This window comes from Cupriavidus sp. 05L310, assembly GCF_056398185.1.
Map to the genome: position 1 here is coordinate 114,316 of NZ_JBFTOX010000012.1, position 16,517 is coordinate 130,832.

14 protein-coding genes and 1 pseudogene are annotated in these 16,517 nt (G+C 64.2%); 12 read left to right on the top strand and 3 right to left on the bottom strand.

Going from position 1 to position 16,517, the window contains the following annotated elements:
* Window positions 1–17: 17 nt before the first annotated feature.
* From AC1DS6_RS11295 to AC1DS6_RS11305, 3 genes and pseudogenes are all read right to left on the bottom strand, one after another.
* A complete protein-coding gene (locus tag AC1DS6_RS11295; protein ID WP_477102508.1) occupies window positions 18–2,621 on the bottom strand; it encodes a [protein-PII] uridylyltransferase in 2,604 nt (867 codons plus the stop codon).
* 49 nt (window positions 2,622–2,670) lie between these two features.
* Window positions 2,671–3,492 (bottom strand): annotated as a pseudogene (gene map / locus AC1DS6_RS11300) (type I methionyl aminopeptidase); the annotation flags it as partial.
* Window positions 3,493–3,758: 266 nt separating this feature from the next.
* Window positions 3,759–3,959 (bottom strand): hypothetical protein, encoded by a 201-nt coding sequence (locus tag AC1DS6_RS11305; RefSeq protein WP_441631998.1) that lies wholly within the window; start codon window positions 3,957–3,959, stop codon window positions 3,759–3,761.
* Between AC1DS6_RS11305 and rpsB the strand changes: the two genes are divergently transcribed.
* The 12 genes from rpsB to fabZ all read left to right on the top strand — a co-directional run bounded on the left by rpsB (window position 3,958) and on the right by fabZ (window position 16,505).
* Entirely contained in the window at window positions 3,958–4,701 is a 744-nt protein-coding gene (rpsB, locus tag AC1DS6_RS11310; protein WP_045241490.1) for a 30S ribosomal protein S2, read from the top strand. The two genes, AC1DS6_RS11305 and rpsB, sit on opposite strands and share 2 nt — an antisense overlap.
* A 261-nt stretch (window positions 4,702–4,962) precedes the next feature.
* Window positions 4,963–5,841 (top strand): translation elongation factor Ts, encoded by an 879-nt coding sequence (tsf, locus tag AC1DS6_RS11315; protein ID WP_045241489.1) that lies wholly within the window; start codon window positions 4,963–4,965, stop codon window positions 5,839–5,841.
* A 285-nt stretch (window positions 5,842–6,126) separates the two neighbouring features.
* Entirely contained in the window at window positions 6,127–6,837 is a 711-nt protein-coding gene (gene pyrH / locus AC1DS6_RS11320; protein ID WP_441631994.1) for a UMP kinase, read from the top strand.
* A gap of 118 nt (window positions 6,838–6,955) precedes the next feature.
* Entirely contained in the window at window positions 6,956–7,516 is a 561-nt protein-coding gene (gene frr, locus AC1DS6_RS11325) for a ribosome recycling factor (RefSeq protein ID WP_441631992.1), read from the top strand.
* Between the two features lie 53 nt (window positions 7,517–7,569).
* Window positions 7,570–8,343: an isoprenyl transferase gene (locus tag AC1DS6_RS11330; protein WP_477102509.1), complete on the top strand. Its 774-nt coding sequence runs from the start codon at window positions 7,570–7,572 to the stop codon at window positions 8,341–8,343.
* A gap of 33 nt (window positions 8,344–8,376) precedes the next feature.
* Window positions 8,377–9,198: a phosphatidate cytidylyltransferase gene (locus AC1DS6_RS11335; RefSeq protein ID WP_477102510.1), complete on the top strand. Its 822-nt coding sequence runs from the start codon at window positions 8,377–8,379 to the stop codon at window positions 9,196–9,198.
* Window positions 9,199–9,209: 11 nt separating this feature from the next.
* Window positions 9,210–10,388: a 1-deoxy-D-xylulose-5-phosphate reductoisomerase gene (gene ispC / locus AC1DS6_RS11340; RefSeq protein WP_477102511.1), complete on the top strand. Its 1,179-nt coding sequence runs from the start codon at window positions 9,210–9,212 to the stop codon at window positions 10,386–10,388.
* Window positions 10,389–10,526: 138 nt separating this feature from the next.
* Complete coding sequence (gene rseP, locus AC1DS6_RS11345) at window positions 10,527–11,918, top strand: RIP metalloprotease RseP (protein WP_477102512.1); 1,392 nt, start codon at window positions 10,527–10,529, stop codon at window positions 11,916–11,918.
* Between the two features lie 98 nt (window positions 11,919–12,016).
* Entirely contained in the window at window positions 12,017–14,350 is a 2,334-nt protein-coding gene (gene bamA / locus AC1DS6_RS11350; RefSeq protein ID WP_477102513.1) for an outer membrane protein assembly factor BamA, read from the top strand.
* A gap of 36 nt (window positions 14,351–14,386) precedes the next feature.
* On the top strand, window positions 14,387–14,914 hold the full coding sequence (locus AC1DS6_RS11355; RefSeq protein WP_276290204.1) for an OmpH/Skp family outer membrane protein: 528 nt from the start codon (window positions 14,387–14,389) through the stop codon (window positions 14,912–14,914).
* Window positions 14,915–14,949: 35 nt separating this feature from the next.
* Window positions 14,950–16,056: a UDP-3-O-(3-hydroxymyristoyl)glucosamine N-acyltransferase gene (gene lpxD, locus AC1DS6_RS11360; RefSeq protein WP_477102514.1), complete on the top strand. Its 1,107-nt coding sequence runs from the start codon at window positions 14,950–14,952 to the stop codon at window positions 16,054–16,056.
* Entirely contained in the window at window positions 16,053–16,505 is a 453-nt protein-coding gene (gene fabZ, locus AC1DS6_RS11365) for a 3-hydroxyacyl-ACP dehydratase FabZ (protein WP_045241480.1), read from the top strand. Before lpxD ends, fabZ begins: the two co-directional genes overlap by 4 nt.
* Window positions 16,506–16,517: the final 12 nt, after the last annotated feature.

Sequence of the window (16,517 nt, forward strand, 5' to 3'; positions counted from 1 at the left end):
TATGTGGGGCGTCCGGCCTAGATGGCCAGCGCCGCCAGCAGGTCCTGTTCGAGCTGTAACTGCAGTTTGTTATCCGAGGCGAGGCGGCTGCCGTCGACCAGGAAAACGTCTTCCACCCGCTCACCGAGCGTGTTGATGCGGGCGGTATGCACCGAGATGCGATGTTTGGCCAATACGCGCGAGATGGCGTACAAAAGACCGGTGCGGTCGTTGGCCGAGAGCGACAGCAGGTAATACTGGCCGCGCTCGTCGGCACGCAGGTCGACACGCGGCTTGATCGGGAAGCTGCGCGACTGGCGCGACAGCCGTCCCTGGGTGGGTTCCGGCAGGGCAGCCTGCTGCTGCAGGCGCTCGGCCAGTTCGTGCTCTACCAGCGCAATGATGTCGCGGTAATTGCCGCTCGCATCGCTGCTGATGCCCGGATCGGTTACCTGGAAGGTATCGAGCGCGTAGCCGTGCCGGGTGGTGTGGATCTTGGCTTCCTGGATGGAGAAGCTCTTGCGTTCGAAATAGCCGCAGATGCGGGCGAATACGTCGGGCTGGTCCTTGACGTAGACCGCTACCTGCAGGCCTTCGCCGGCGGGCGACAGGCGCGCCTTGACCACCGGCGTTGGGCTGTCCACCTTGTTGTACAGGTGGCGCGTGAGCCAGGCGATGTCGCGCGCATCGTGGCGCAGGAAAAAGGCGACGTCGAGCTGGGCCCACAGCGGCTTGCCCAGTTCCGGGTCAAACGCCTTGAGCCGTAGCTGGGCGATCGTGTCGTCCCTGCGCTGCGCCCACAGCGAATGCGGATCGACGCGGGCGCCGCCCAGCACGCGCAGCGTGATGCGGTAGAGGTCTTCCAGCAGTTTGCCTTTCCACGCGTTCCACACCTTGGGGCTGGTGCCGCGGATATCGGCCACGGTCAGCAGGTAGAGCGCGGTCAGGTAGCGCTCGGTGCCGACCACCCGCGCGAACGCATGGATCACGTCGGCATCGGTCAGGTCCTGCTTCTGCGCCACATGGCTCATGGTCAGGTGATGCTCGACCAGCCAGGCGATCAGGTCGGTATCCTCGCGGCCGATGCCGTGCTGCTTGCAAAAGCGCCGCGCATCGGCGGTGCCGAGCTTGGAGTGGTCGCCGCCGCGGCCTTTGGCGATATCGTGGAACAGCGCAGCCACCCACAGCACCCAGGGACGGTCGAAGGTTGCCATCAACTGGCTGCAGAAGGGGAACTCGTGGGTGTGCTCGACAATGGCGAAGCGGCGCATGTTGCGCACCACCATCAGGATGTGCTGGTCCACCGTATAGACGTGGAACAGGTCGTGCTGCATCTGCCCGACGATGCGGCGGAAGTTGATCAGGTAGCGGCCCAGCACGCTGGTCTGGTTCATCAGCCGCAGCGCGTGGGTGATGCCCTGCGGCTCCTGCACGATGGCAAGGAACAGGCGGCGGTTTTCCGGATCGTTGCGCCAGCCGGCATCCATCACCGTGCGGGCGTTGTACAGGCCGCGCAGCGTGCGGGGCGACAGGCCCTTGACGCCGGGTGTGCGCTCGTACACCAGGAAGGTTTCCAGGATGGCGTGGGGTTCGCGCTCGTAGAGATCGTCGCTGGTGATCTCCAGCATGCCCTGGCGTTCCACGAAGCGCTCGTTGATGACGCGCGTCACCTTGGATTCGCTGGGGAACAGCATGGCCTCGATATTGAGCAGCAGCACGATATTGAGCTGCGTGACCGCCTTGGCCGCCCAGTAGTAACGGCGCATCAGCTGCTCGCTGGCGCGCTTGTTGTTGTTCTGGCGGTAGCCGAAGGCCTCGGCCAGCGCGGTCTGCAGGTCGAACACCAATACGTCCTGGCGGCGTCCGGCGACCAGGTGCAGGCGCGCGCGGATGGTCTTGAGCAGTCGCTCGTTGCGCGCCAGTTCCTGCGCTTCGCGTTCGCTCAGCAGGTCGCGCTCGAACAGTTCTTTCCAGCTATCCCCCAGGCCCGCCGCCTTGGTCATCCACAGGATGACCTGCAGGTCGCGCAGGCCGCCGGGGCTTTCCTTGCTGTTGGGTTCGAGCGAGTAGGGCGTGTCCTGATATTTGGCATGGCGCTGGCGCATTTCCAGCAGCTTGGCCTGGAAGAAGGCGCGCGGGTCCAGGTCGGCCTGGTAGCGCGTCTGCAGCTCGGTGAAGAGCGCGCGGTTGCCCGTCAGCAGGCGCGCTTCGAGCAGGGACGTCTGGATGGTCACGTCCTGGCGCGATTCGCGGATGCAGTCGTCCACGGTACGCACGGCGGAGCCGATTTCGAGCCCGAGATCCCAGCACAGGCCGATGAACTTCTCCAGCCGTTCGGTGGTGTCCTGGTCGGGTTCCGACGGCAGCAGCAGCAGCACGTCCACGTCGGAATACGGGAACAGTTCGCCGCGCCCGTAGCCCCCCACGGCCACCAGCGCGCTATGCGCCGGCAGGCCCAGTCCGCGCCAGGCTTCGGTCAGCGCGTTGTCCACCGCGCGCCGCAGGCGCGTCAGCAGCTGGCCGACGTGGCCGTGCGCGTTGAAATCCTCGAACACGGCTTGCTTGTCGGCTTTGAGCTGATCGCGAACACGGGTGGCGAGGATGAGTTCCGGCGTGGCGTCCATGGCTGGGGCTGAGTGCATCGAAGGGACGGCTGAAATAAGAAGGGCGCCAACTTTGGCGCCCGTAGCGTCAGGCTGCGACAGAATCCGTAATGAAGGCGGGTGGCGCCTGCGTACCCTCGGAGACCGTCAGCACGTCATAGCCGGTCTCGGTCACCAGGATGGTGTGCTCCCATTGCGCCGACAGGCTGCGGTCGCGGGTCTTGACGGTCCAGTGGTCTGGCATGGTGCGGATGTCGCGCTTGCCGGCGTTGACCATCGGCTCGATCGTGAAGATCATGCCGGCCTGGATCTCCATGCCGGTGCCCGGGCGGCCGTAATGCAGGATCTGCGGGTCTTCGTGGAAGTTCTTGCCGATGCCGTGGCCGCAGTATTCGCGCACCACGGTATAGCCGGCGGCTTCCGCATGGACCTGGATCACATGGCCGATGTCGCCGAGGCGGGCACCGGGGCGCACCTGGGCGATGCCTTTCCACATGCACTCGAACGTGATCTGGGCCAGGCGCTTGGCCAGGATCGAGCCCTCGCCGGCGATGAACATGCGGCTGGTGTCGCCGTAGTAGCCTTCCTTGGTGATCACGGTGATATCGAGATTGACCGCGTCGCCGGACTTCAGCACGCGCTCGCCCGGGATGCCGTGGCAGATCACGTCGTTGACCGAGGTGCAGATGGCGCCAGGGAAGGGGGGGTAGCCCGGGGGCGCATAATTCAGCGGCGCCGGCACCGTGCCCTGCACATCGCGCATATAGGCGTGGCACAGCCGGTCGAGTTCGCCGGTGGTGACGCCCGGCTTGACGAAGGGCGTGATGTAGTCGAGGACCTCGGAGGCCAGCCGGCAGGCTACCCGCATTTGGGCGATGTCGTCGGCGTTCTTGATATGGATGCTCATGCTACTCGCAAAAGTGGCGGCGAAGCCACTGGCTGCGCCTTAATTCGAATCTGAAAGTGGGATTATCGCACCATCGGGCATCGACCGCAGCCGAAAACGGGCTGCGCCGGATGCGGGCGCGGTCCGGGCGGGCGGCGCAAGCGCGGGGAGGCGCGCGAGGCGCCCCGGGGCTTTCCGACGGCTGCCCACCTTCCCCATCATAGTTAGCCTCTTGAGCGAAGTCCTGTTTTGTTGCTACAATCTTGGGCTGGCTTTCTTTCGGCTTTTCGTCACCCGGCGATGCATGCGGTGGCGTGGCTGGTGGTTGCTAGGCCGGGCACGTTACTTGTTGTTGCGTGTTCGCTTTGTTTGCAGGCGCCCGGCGCTTGTGAATTGTTTGAAGTTTGAAATTGCGAGTCCGTCCATCCGGGGTGTTCCTTTTCAGGAATGTCGGGGCGGCCTTCAGACCTAACCCTTTTGGAGATTTTCATGTCCGTTACCATGCGCGAAATGCTGGAAGCCGGTTGCCACTTCGGCCACCAAACCCGCTTCTGGAACCCCAAGATGGCTCCGTACATCTTCGGCCATCGCAACAAGATCCATATTATCAACCTCGAAAAGACGTTGCCGATGTTCCAGGACGCGCTGAAGTACGTGCGTCAACTGGCAGCAAACCGCGGCACCGTGCTGTTCGTGGGCACCAAGCGTCAATCGCGCGAAATCCTGGCTGAAGAAGCAGGCCGCGCAGGCATGCCTTACGTCGACGCCCGCTGGCTCGGCGGCATGATGACCAACTTCAAGACCGTCAAGATCTCGATCAAGCGCCTGAAGGACATGGAAGCCGCCAAGGAAGCCGGCGCGCTGGAAACCATGAGCAAGAAGGAAGCGCTGATGTTCGAGCGCGAAATGGACAAGCTGCAAAAGTCCATCGGCGGCATCAAGGACATGAACGGCGTGCCTGACGCTATCTTCGTGGTCGACGTCGGCTACCACAAGATTGCCGTGACCGAAGCCAAGAAGCTGGGCGTGCCCGTGATCGGCGTGGTCGATACCAACCACTCGCCGGAAGGCATCGACTATGTGATCCCCGGTAACGACGACTCGAGCAAGGCAGTTGCCCTGTACGTGCGCGGCGTGGCCGACGCGATCCTGGAAGGCCGTGCAAACGCCGTGCAGGACGTGGTTGAAGCCGCTCGCGGCGGCGACGATTTCGTCGAAGTCGAAGAAGCCTAAGCGCTTGCTGCCGAAAGGACCCCGTACCGCGCGCACAGCAAGCTGACCATCACCGCTAGCCGACCGGCCCCTGGGCCGGTGCGCTGCGCGCAGCCGGGGCTTTTCGGCAATCAAGGGGGCGAATCTTACGCCCCCTTTTTTCGAATTGTTGTCATCCGCCGCAGGCATCATCTGGCGCGGGTGAAGTTGAACATACCCCCGGTCCCGGGCCCGCCAGATCGATTGCGGGCAGGCCGGGGCGAACCATTCAAGGAGTGACAAATGGCGGCAATTACCGCAAGCATGGTGGCAGAACTGCGCGCAAAGACCGACGCGCCGATGATGGAATGCAAGAAGGCCCTGACCGAGGCCGACGGCAACCTGGAAAAAGCTGAAGAGCTGCTGCGCGTCAAGCTGGGCAACAAGGCCAGCAAGGCCGCTTCGCGCGTCACCGCCGAAGGCGTGGTCGTGTCGTACATCGACGGCAACACCGGTGCGCTGGTGGAACTGAACTGCGAAACCGACTTCGTGTCGAAGAACGACGACTTCCTGGCGTTCTCGGCCAAGGTCGCCGAACTGGTCGCCAAGCAGAACCCGGCCGACGTGGCCGCGCTGTCGGCGCTGGAAATCGACGGTGTTTCCGTTGAAGCCACCCGTACCGCCCTGATCGGCAAGATCGGCGAAAACCTGGCGATCCGCCGCTTCGTGCGCTACGCAAACGGCGGCAAGCTGGCCGCCTACCTGCACGGCACCCGCATCGGCGTGATGGTCGAGTTCGAAGGCGACGAAACCGCCGCCAAGGACGTGGCCATGCACGTTGCCGCGATGAAGCCGGTGTCTCTGTCGTCCGCCGACGTGCCCGCCGAGCTGATCGCCAAGGAGCGCAGCATCGCCGAGCAGAAGGCCGCCGAATCGGGCAAGCCGGCTGAAATCGTCGCCAAGATGGTCGACGGTTCGGTGCAGAAGTACCTGAAGGAAGTGTCGCTGTTCAACCAGACCTTCGTGAAGAACGACAAGCAGACCGTCGAGCAGATGCTCAAGTCCGTCAACACCACGGTCAAGGGCTTCACCCTGTACGTGGTCGGCGAAGGCATCGAGAAGAAGCAGGACGACTTCGCCGCCGAAGTGGCCGCCCAGGTGGCCGCCGCGCAGAAGGCCTGAAGTCCTGGCGGCCAGGCGGGTACCCGGCAGGGTGCCCCGGCGGCCGCCGTATAATGCCGAGGGGCACCGCGAGGTGCCCCTCGGCACAAATGACCGCGCCACGCTTACCCGTGCGGCGCGGGCGCCGTAGCCCGTTTCCGCGGTCGTCTGACTTGCCGTGCGTTTGCCGTGCAGGAGCAGGCCACCCCGAAAACCGGCTTTTACAGCGGCGGCACGCCGATCCGTGCCGCACGCATTCAAATTTCCGGCTCGCTCGTGCGAGCCGAACCAGCTCCGGGGATCAATATGCCAGCCTATAAGCGCGTCCTACTGAAATTGTCCGGCGAGGCCCTGATGGGCGATGATGCCTTCGGCATCAACCGCGCCACTATCGAGGCCATGGTCAATGATATTGCCGAGATCGTCAGGCTCGGCGTCCAGGTCGCGGTGGTGATTGGCGGCGGCAATATCTTCCGCGGCGTGGCCGGCGGGGCGGCGGGCATGGACCGCGCCACGGCCGACTACATGGGCATGCTGGCCACCATGATGAATGCGCTGGCGCTGCAGGACGCGATGCGCCACGCCGACATCGTGGGCCGCGTGCAATCGGCCCTGCGCATGGACCAGGTGGTCGAGCCTTACATCCGCCCGCGCGCCATCCGCCAGCTGGAAGAGGGCAAGGTGGTGATCTTCGCCGCCGGCACCGGCAATCCCTTTTTCACGACCGACACCGCGGCAGCCCTGCGCGGCGCGGAAATCGGCGCGGAGATCGTGCTCAAGGCAACCAAGGTGGACGGCGTTTATACGGCCGACCCCAAGAAAGACCCCAGCGCCACGCGCTACACGACCATTTCCTTCGACGAGGCCATCTCGCGCAACCTGCAGGTGATGGATGCCACGGCATTTGCCCTTTGCCGCGACCAGAAGCTGCCGATCAAGGTGTTCTCGATTGTGAAGCCGGGTGCGCTCAAGCGCGTGATTCTTGGCGAGGATGAGGGTACGCTGGTGCACGTCTGATCGCTGGCCAGCCGCCGGTGCGTGGCCGCCAGGAGTGGCATGCGGTCCGGCAAAGAGTAGAATGATTCATTTTCGATCCCGGTATCCGGGGTCATGATTACCCGTTTTGGAGGTAAAGATGAGCGTCGCCGACATCAAGAAGAGCGCCGAGCAGAAGATGGTGAAGACCATTGAAGCGTTCAAGGCCGACCTGGCCAAGATTCGCACTGGTCGTGCCCATACGGGTCTGCTTGACCATGTCCAGGTGGATTATTACGGTTCGCCGGTGCCGATCAGCCAGGTGGCCAACGTCGGCCTGGCCGATTCCCGCACCATCAGCGTGCAGCCGTGGGAAAAGAAGATGGTCGGCGCCATCGAGAAGGCTATCCGCGATGCCGATCTCGGCCTGAACCCGGCCACCATGGGCGAAACCATTCGCGTGCCGATGCCCATGCTGACCGAAGAGCGCCGCAAGGAACTCGCCAAGGTCGTCAAGGGCGAGGCCGAGGGTGCCAAGGTCGCCGTGCGCAACCTGCGCCGCGATGCCAACGAGCAGTTCAAGAAGCTGGTCAAGGACAAGTCGATTTCCGAGGATGACGAGCGCCGCGGCCAGGACGACGTCCAGAAGCTGACCGACAAGTTCGTTGCCGAAATCGACAGGATGGTTGCCGAGAAGGACAAGGAGATCATGACGGTGTGACGCAAGGTGCGGCGGCTTGCAAGCCGCCGCTGTGTCCGCTACCGTTTCCAATCATGCATCACATCAGTTCCACGCTTAGCGTCCCCGAATCCACCTATGTGCCCCGTCACGTTGCCATCATCATGGATGGCAACGGCCGTTGGGCGACCCAGCGGCATCTGCCGCGCGTTGCCGGCCACAGCCGTGGCCTGGATGCAGTCCGGGCGGTGGTGGAGGCTTGCGCGGCGCGTGGCGTGCAGTACCTGACCCTGTTCGCGTTCAGTTCCGAGAACTGGCGCCGCCCGGCCGACGAAGTCTCGTTCCTGATGCGGCTGTTCATGACCGCGCTGCGCCGCGAGGTGGTCAAGATGCACGCCAACAACATCCGGGTGAGGGTGGTTGGCGACCTGGGCCGCTTCAGCCCGCGCATCCAGCAACTGATCGCCGATGCCGAGGCCCGCACGGCCGGCAACACCGGGCTGACAGTGACCATCGCCGCCAATTATGGCGGCCGCTGGGACTTGCTGCAGGCGATGCGCAAGATGCTGGCGCGCTCGCCCATGCTCGAGCCGGAGGCAGTCGATGAAGCCGTACTCGCCCCGCACTTGGCCATGGCCTATGCGCCCGAGCCGGACTTGTTCATCCGTACCGGCGGCGAACAGCGCATCAGCAATTTCCTGCTGTGGCAACTGGCATACTCCGAACTTTATTTCACCGATGTGTTCTGGCCGGATTTCGGTGCGGCCGAGCTCGACAAGGCGTTTGCCTCGTACCGGCAGCGCGAGCGCCGTTTCGGCCGTACCAGCGCGCAAGTGGTGGCGCCCTCCGGCCTTTCCGGCACCGCCTGATCGTTTTCTTTTTTCACCGGAACTCCGCAGCGCATGCTCCTTACCCGTGTCATCACCGCCGTATGCCTGTTGCTGCTGATCCTGCCGATCCTCTTCCTGGCGCCGCCGTCGGCGCTGGCCGGCCTGGTGGCGGTGATTGTCGTCCTGGCGGGCTGGGAGTTCGGCCGGCTGATCGGGCTGCGCGGCCCCTGGCCCTATGTCTATGCCCTGGCCTGCCTGGTGGCGCTGATTGGCTGGCATGATGCCGCTGGCCGGCAGGCGCTGACGCTCCTGCTGCAGATCGGCGTGGCTTGCTGGGGTGTGGCGGTGGTCTTGCTGGCACGGGGCGTGCGTCGTGCCACACCGGCCTTTACGCTGCTGGGCGCCATTCTCGGTTTGTTCATGCTGCCGGCCTTCGGCCAGGCCACCCTGATCCTGCGCGAGCTGGGCATCGGGGTGCTGCTGTCGGTGGCAGTGCTGGTCTGGGCGGCCGATATCGGCGCCTATTTCGTCGGCAAGGCCATCGGAAAGCGCAAACTCGCACCCGCCATCAGCCCGGGCAAGTCCTGGGAAGGTGCCATCGGCGGCTGGGTGCTGGTCCTGGCGATTGCCCTGTCGCTGGCCGCTACCCAGGCTTTTGCGCCGACCTGGTTTTCGCGCATGGCCGGTCATAGCGGCCTGGCCGCCGTGACGCTGCTCTCGACACTGCTGGTGATCGCCAGCGTGGTCGGCGACCTGTTCGAGTCGCTGCTCAAGCGGCAGGTCGGCATGAAGGACAGCAGCAGGCTGTTGCCAGGCCATGGCGGCGTGCTCGATCGCATCGACGCGCTGCTGCCCGTATTCCCGCTGGCCGCGTTGCTGGCCATTTATCTTTGAGTTGATCTGATATGCGTCGTATTACCGTACTGGGTGCCACTGGCTCGATCGGGGACAGCACGCTTGATGTGGTCAAGCGCCACCCCGAACGCTATGCCGTGCATGCGCTGACGGCGCACCGGCAGGTCGACAAGCTGGCCGCCCTGTGCCGCGAGTTCCGCCCGGCCCATGCCGTGGTGGGCACCGCGCAGGCCGCTGGCGAGCTGGAAGCGCTGCTGCGGGCCGATGGCGTCAAGACCGAGGTTGGCTACGGCGAGGCGGCGCTGGAAGCGGTAGCGGCGGATCCGGCGGTCGATTCGGTGATGGCCGCCATCGTCGGCGCTGCCGGGCTGCGCCCCACGCTCGCCGCGGCGCGGGCCGGCAAGCGCGTGCTGCTGGCCAACAAGGAAGCGCTGGTGATGTCGGGCCGGCTCTTCATGGATGCCGTACGCGAGCATGGTGCCACGCTGCTGCCGATCGACAGCGAGCACAATGCCATCTTCCAATGCCTGCCGGCCGACGATCCACGTTTCCGCGCGGGTGTGTCCAAGATCGTGCTGACCGCATCCGGCGGGCCTTTCAGGACCCGCGACCCGGCCACGCTGCGCGATATCTCGCCCGACGAGGCCTGCGCCCACCCTAACTGGGTGATGGGCCGCAAGATCTCGGTGGACTCCGCCACCATGATGAACAAGGGGCTGGAGGTGATCGAGGCGCACTGGCTGTTCGCCGCGCCCGCCGAGCGCATCGAAGTCCTGATCCATCCGCAGAGCATCGTGCATTCCATGGTGTCCTATGCCGACGGTTCGGTGCTGGCCCAGCTCGGCAACCCCGATATGCGCACGCCGATCGCCTACGGGCTGGCGTATCCCGAGCGCATGCACGCCGGCGTTTCTCCGCTGGATCTCACCCGCGCCGGCGCGCTCACCTTCGAAACCCCGGACCTCATGCGCTTTCCCTGCCTCGGCCTGGCGTTCGACGCCCTGCGCGCGGGCGGGGTCGCTCCGGTGATCCTGAACGCGGCCAACGAGGTCGCGGTCGATGCGTTCCTGCAAGGTCGGATACGGTTCACCGACATCGCGCGCATTGTGGGCGATGTGCTCGGGCAGGCCGCGCAAGGCAGCGCCGACACCCTGGAGGGCGTGCTGGACGCCGACCGCGAGGCGCGCCGCCGCGCCGGCGCCTTGCTGGATAGCGCCGGCTCGTGCTGAAGCCGGCGGGGGGCGATGCCGGGATCGGCGACAATAGCGGTGTTCCGGCAAATGCCGGACCGCCGGTTGCCGGGCCTGACGCCCGGTGTGTCCTTTGTGCCATCGGGGCGGTAAGCCCCTGACGACAAGCTGCCAGCCATGCAAACCGTAATCGCTTTCGTCGCTGCCCTGTGCATCCTGATCTATTTCCATGAGATGGGGCACTACCTGGCCGCGCGCCTGTGCGGAGTCAAGGTGTTGCGTTTCTCGATCGGCTTCGGCCGGCCGCTGCTGCGCTGGGTGTCCAAGGGGCGCGATCGCACCGAATGGACCATCGCCGCGATTCCGCTCGGGGGCTATGTCAAGATGCTCGACGAGCGCGAGAGCGATCCGGAGCACGACGCGCCCATTGATCCGGCGGATTTGCCGCGCGCGTTCAACCGGCAGCCGGTAGGCAAGCGTTTCGCGATTGTCGCAGCCGGGCCGCTGGCCAATTTTGCCCTGGCGGTGGTGCTGTATTTCGTACTGTTTGCCGGCGGCATGCGAGAGGCGGCTCCCATCGTCGCGGCGCCGTCCGCAGGCACGCCCGCGGCAGAGGCGGGCTTGCGGGAGGGCGATCGCGTCCTCGCGTTGCAGGCCAACGGCGAGACCGAGCAGGTGCGTTCCTGGAATGACCTGCGCATGGCCATATTCGCGCAGGGATTCGGCGACGCCAGCGCGGTGCTGCACGTGCGCGCGGCCGACGGCGCTGAGCGCGATGTGAAACTGCCGCGCTTGCCGAATACTGGCGGCAACCCGGAGCAGGATCCGCTTGCCACGCTGGGGCTGGCCCTCAAGGGCGGTCCGGTCACCATTACCGAGGTCCTGCCGGATTCCGCCGCGCAACGCGCCGGCCTGCGCCAGGGCGACCGCGTCGTGGCCTGGCAAGGACAAGCGCTTACCCAGGCCGGCGAACTGATCCGTGGCGTCAGGGCGCGGCCCGGCGCGGAGGTCACGCTCGGCATCGAGCGCGACGGGCGACGCCTGGACGTGCCGGTGAAACTCGACACGGTGTCCGCCGCCGAGGGTGCCAGCGCACCCGCGGCTGGCACCGGCAAGCTGGGTGCCGCGCTGAGCCAGGCGGTCGAGATGGAGACCGTGCGCTACCAGCCGGTCGAAGCGCTGACGCGCTCCATCGGGCAGGTGTGGAGCACCAGCGCGCTCTCGCTCAAGCTGCTTGGCAAGATGCTGGTGGGGCAGGCGTCGCTGCAAAACCTGAGCGGGCCGCTGACCGTGGCGGACTACGCCGGGCGTGCCGCCCACCTCGGATGGCAGCCCTTTGTCGGCTTCCTGGCGTTGGTCAGTGTTAGCCTCGGTGTATTGAATTTGTTACCTATTCCGGTATTGGATGGGGGGCATTTGCTGTATTATTGCGTTGAATTTTTGACTGGCAGGCCCGTACCAGACCATTGGCAGGCTGTGCTGCAGAAGGTCGGCATCGCCTGCGTCTTGCTCCTGACTTCGCTCGCCTTGTTCAACGACGTCAGCCGGCTGTTTCTTGCGCGCGGCTAGACGTAGGTTGCCGGCAGCGGCGTGTCGGTGTCACTGGCACCACGCGCCGGATGCTGAGCCAAGGCGCAGCCCCGTGAAGCATCGGAGCCCAATCCTGCATGGAATCAAAGAGGGGATCAAGATTGATCAGACATAAGCGCATCTCGCTGGGCGTGCTGGCGAGTGCCATCATCGCGGCCTGGACCCCAGTGAGTTGGGCCGCGGAGCCATTCGTCGTCAAGGACATTCGTGTCGAGGGCCTGCAGCGGGTTGAGCCGGGTACGGTGTTCGGCTACCTGCCGGTCAAGGTCGGCGAGACCTTCAGCGACGACAAGGGCGCGGACGCCATTCGTGCCCTGTATAACACCGGGTTCTTCAAGGACGTCCAGATCCGTTCCGAGGACGGCGTGCTGGTGGTCCAGGTGGAAGAGCGTCCCGCCATTTCCCAGCTCGAATTCGTCGGCATCAAGGAATTCGACAAGGACACCCTGCGCCGCTCGTTGCGCGCGGTGGGCGTGGCCGAAGCCCGGTATTACGACAAGGCCCTGATCGACAAGGCAGAGCAGGAACTCAAGCGCCAGTACGTGGCGCGCGGCTACTATGCCGCCGACGTCCAGACCACGATCACCCCGGTCGACCGCAATCGCGTGTCGGTGGTGTTCAATGTCGACGAAGGCCCGGTGGCCAAGATCCGCCAGATCAATATCGTCGGCAACAAGGCCTTCAAGGAAAGCACGCTGCGCGATGAAATGCAGCTGTCGACCCCGAACTGGCTGTCCTGGTACACCAAGAACGACCTGTATTCCAAGCAGAAGCTCACTGCCGACCTGGAATCGCTGCGTTCGTATTACCTGAACCGCGGCTACCTCGAGTTCGCCATCGAATCGACCCAGGTGTCGATCACGCCGGACAAGAAGGACATCTTCCTGACGCTGAACATCAAGGAAGGCGACCAGTACAAGGTGTCGGACATCCGCCTGGCAGGCGAACTGCTCGGCAAGCAGGCCGAGATGGAAAAGCTGCTCAAGCTGCAGAAGGGCGAGGTCTTTTCATCCGAGAAGCTGACCCAGAGCACCAAGGCCATTACCGATCTGCTGGGCACCTACGGCTATGCGTTCACCACCATCAATCCGCAGCCGCAGATCGACAAGGAAAAGCGCGAGGTCGCGCTGACCCTGATGGTCGATCCGGGCCGTCGCGTCTATGTGCGCCGCGTCAACGTGGTGGGCAACAGCAAGACCCGCGATGAAGTGGTGCGGCGCGAAATGCGCCAGATGGAAAGCTCGTGGTTCGACAGCGAAAAGCTGACCCAGTCGCAGGCGCGTATCAACCGTACCGGCTACTTCACCGATACCAACATCACGACCGAGGACGTGTCCGGCGCGCCTGACCAGGTCGATGTGAACGTCAACGTGACCGAGAAGCCGACCGGGCAGATCAGCCTGGGCCTGGGCTTCTCCTCCACGGACAAGCTGGTGCTGCAGGCCGGCCTGCGCCAGGACAACGTGTTCGGTTCGGGTACCAGCCTGGGCCTGGACGTCAACACCGCGAAGTCCTTCCGCACCATCTCGCTGACGCAGTACGATCCGTACTTCACGGTCGACGGCATCAGCCGCTCGACCGATGTTTACTATCGTACGTCGCGGCCGCTGTACTACACCGGCGACCAGGACTACAAGATCGTGTCGATGGGCGGTGGCTTCAAGTTCGGCGTGCCGTTCTCGGAAGTCGATACGGTGTTCTTCGGTATCGGCTACGAGCGCAGCCAGGTCTACACCTCGGTGAACACGCCGATCCAGTACACCCAGTGGCTGACGAAGATCGGCAAAAACAGCGGCGACCCGATCAACAACTTCCCGTTCACGATCGGCTGGGCCCGCGACCGGCGCGACAGCGCGCTGGTCCCGACCAAGGGACCCTACACGCAGGCCAACCTTGAAGTGGGCGTGCCCGGTGGCGATACGCAGTACTATCGCGCCAGTATCCAGCAGCAGTATTTCTATCCGCTGTCGAAAGCCTTCACGATGGCTTTCAACGGTGAAGTGGCCTACGGTCATGGCTACGGCAACACGCCGTTCCCGGTGTTCAAGAACTTCTACGCCGGCGGTATCGGCTCGGTTCGCGGCTACCAGACCAGCACGCTGGGCCCGAAGGACCAGAACGGCAACCCGACTGGCGGCGCCTCCAAGATGATTGGTAACGTCGAGTTCATCTTCCCGCTGCCGGGTTCGGGCGTGGACCGGACGCTGCGCCTGTTCACCTTCTTCGACTTTGGTAACGTGTACCAGGAAGGCACGCCGCTGTTGTTCAGCCAGCTGAAGTATTCGACGGGTGTGGGCATGTCGTGGCTGTCGCCGATCGGTCCGCTCAAGATCAGCGTGGGCTTCCCGCTGAAGAAGGATGAGACCGACAAGGTACAGCGCTTCCAGTTCCAGATCGGTACCGCGTTCTGAGCGAGAATAGAGAATAGAAGATTGAGGAACGTATTTATGAAAACAACATTCCCACTGATCAAGAGCCTGACGGCCGCCGCGCTGACGGCTGGCGCGCTGCTGGCTGCCGCGCCCGCCATGGCGCAGGAAGCACGCATTGCCGCGGTGAATTCCGAGCGTATCCTGCGTGACTCGGTGCCTGCCAAGCAGGCCCAGGTCAAGCTGGAACAGGAATTCTCCAAGCGCGACCGCGAGCTGCAGGACATGGCCCAGAAGATCAAGGGCATGGCCGACAAGCTCGACAAGGACACTGCCGTGCTGGCTGACGCCGACCGCCAACGCCGTCAGCGCGAAGTCGCCGATCTCGACCGCGAATTCCAGCGCAAGCAACGCGAATTCCGCGAGGACCTGAACCAGCGCCGCAATGAGGAACTGGCCCAGGTGCTCGAGCGTGCCAACCGCGTGATCCGCCAGCTTGCAGAACAGCGCAAGTACGACCTGATCGTGCAGGAAGCCGTCTATGTCAATCCTCGCATCGACATCACCGATGATGTGATGAAAGCGCTGAACGCCGGCAGCAAGTAAGCCTGCCTGTTTTCACAGTCCAAGGAAGTACTGCCATGCAAACACCCACACTGGGTCAGCTCGCCACCGATACCGGCGCGCAGGTTGTGGGTGATCCCGACCTCGCTGTGCGCGGCCTCGCGCCGCTCGACCAGGCCGGCTCCGACCAGCTCTCGTTCCTCTCCAACCCCCTGTACCTGCCACAGGCGCTGGCGTCCGGCGCCGGTGCCGTGATCGTGTCCGCAGCCGACCTCGAGCGCATCCGGGCTGAAGGCCAGGCCGACGGCCGCAACTGGCTGGTCGCGCGCAATCCCTACGTGTGCTTTGCACGTATCGCGCAGGGCTTCGAGCGCCGTGCCAATACCGACCATCGTACCGGCATCGACCCGCGCGCCAGCGTGGCGCCGGATGCCGTAGTGCCGGCTTCGTGCTTTATCGGGCCCAATGTGGTGATCGAGAGCGGGGCACGGCTAGGCGAACGGGTGCGTATCCTGGCCAACGGCTTTGTCGGTACCGGGGCGCGGATTGGCGACGACACGCTGATCTACGCCAATGTCTCGATCTATCATCAATGCGTGGTGGGCATGCGATGCATACTGCACAGCGGGGCGGTGCTGGGCGCCGATGGCTTTGGCTTTGCCCCGGACATCGGCCCGGGCGGCGTGGAGTACGTCAAGATTCCCCAGACCGGCCGCGCGGTGTTGGGTAACGATGTCGAGGTGGGCGCCAATACCGCGATCGATCGCGGCGCCATGGCCGATACGGTCATCGAGGACGGCTGCAAGCTCGACAACCAGGTGCAGATCGCGCATAACGTGCGCGTGGGCGCGCATACTGTGATCGCGGGCTGCGCGGCGATTGCCGGCAGTACCAAGATCGGCCGCTTTTGCGTCATCGGGGGCTCGGCCAACTTTGCCGGCCATCTGAACATTGCCGACCGCACCACGGTTTCCGGTGGCACGTCGATCACTAAATCCATTACCAAGCCCGGCGGTCATTTCACCAGCGTGTTCCCGGTCCAGCCGCATGGCGACTGGGAACGCACCGCGGCCACCTTGCGAGGGCTGAGCAAATTGCGCGAGCGCGTGATCCAGCTCGAAAAACGCCTGCAAGGCCAGGACGCCGGCAATTCTATCCAGCATACCGAAGAGAAAAAATCATGAACGCCGTCGATATCGACATCCGCAAGATCCTCAAGCTGCTGCCGCATCGTTACCCGTTCCTGATGGTAGACCGCGTGCTTGAACTGGAGCCGCAGAAGCGTATCAAAACGCTGAAGAACGTCACCATGAACGAGCCGTACTTCCAGGGCCATTTCCCGGGTCACCCCGTGATGCCGGGCGTGATGATCCTTGAAGCGCTGGCGCAGTCGGCCGGCCTGCTGACCTTTGGCGCCGACATGGAGCGCAAGGAAGGCTCGCTTTACTACTTCGTCGGCATCGACGGCGCGCGCTTCAAGCAGGTTGTGACGCCGGGCGACCAGCTGCACATGACCGTATCCGTAGAGCGCTATATCCGCGGCATCTGGAAGTTCAAGGCGTTTGCCACCGTCGACGAGAAGGTGGCTTGCGAAGCTGAGTTGATGTGCACCGTCAAACAAGCCGACGCCTGAACATTCGCATTC

Bases quoted from the DNA above. Each gene is read 5' to 3' on its own strand.
- bamA (WP_477102513.1), top strand. From the start codon at position 12,017: ATGGAATCAAAGAGGGGATCAAGATTGATCAGACATAAGCGCATCTCG.
- AC1DS6_RS11330 (WP_477102509.1), top strand. From the start codon at position 7,570: ATGCATCACATCAGTTCCACGCTTAGCGTCCCCGAATCCACCTATGTG.
- rpsB (WP_045241490.1), top strand. From the start codon at position 3,958: ATGTCCGTTACCATGCGCGAAATGCTGGAAGCCGGTTGCCACTTCGGC.
- AC1DS6_RS11305 (WP_441631998.1), bottom strand. From the start codon at position 3,959: ATGAAAATCTCCAAAAGGGTTAGGTCTGAAGGCCGCCCCGACATTCCT.
- rseP (WP_477102512.1), top strand. From the start codon at position 10,527: ATGCAAACCGTAATCGCTTTCGTCGCTGCCCTGTGCATCCTGATCTAT.
- tsf (WP_045241489.1), top strand. From the start codon at position 4,963: ATGGCGGCAATTACCGCAAGCATGGTGGCAGAACTGCGCGCAAAGACC.
- ispC (WP_477102511.1), top strand. From the start codon at position 9,210: ATGCGTCGTATTACCGTACTGGGTGCCACTGGCTCGATCGGGGACAGC.
- AC1DS6_RS11335 (WP_477102510.1), top strand. From the start codon at position 8,377: ATGCTCCTTACCCGTGTCATCACCGCCGTATGCCTGTTGCTGCTGATC.
- pyrH (WP_441631994.1), top strand. From the start codon at position 6,127: ATGCCAGCCTATAAGCGCGTCCTACTGAAATTGTCCGGCGAGGCCCTG.
- fabZ (WP_045241480.1), top strand. From the start codon at position 16,053: ATGAACGCCGTCGATATCGACATCCGCAAGATCCTCAAGCTGCTGCCG.
- AC1DS6_RS11295 (WP_477102508.1), bottom strand. From the start codon at position 2,621: ATGCACTCAGCCCCAGCCATGGACGCCACGCCGGAACTCATCCTCGCC.
- lpxD (WP_477102514.1), top strand. From the start codon at position 14,950: ATGCAAACACCCACACTGGGTCAGCTCGCCACCGATACCGGCGCGCAG.
- frr (WP_441631992.1), top strand. From the start codon at position 6,956: ATGAGCGTCGCCGACATCAAGAAGAGCGCCGAGCAGAAGATGGTGAAG.
- AC1DS6_RS11355 (WP_276290204.1), top strand. From the start codon at position 14,387: ATGAAAACAACATTCCCACTGATCAAGAGCCTGACGGCCGCCGCGCTG.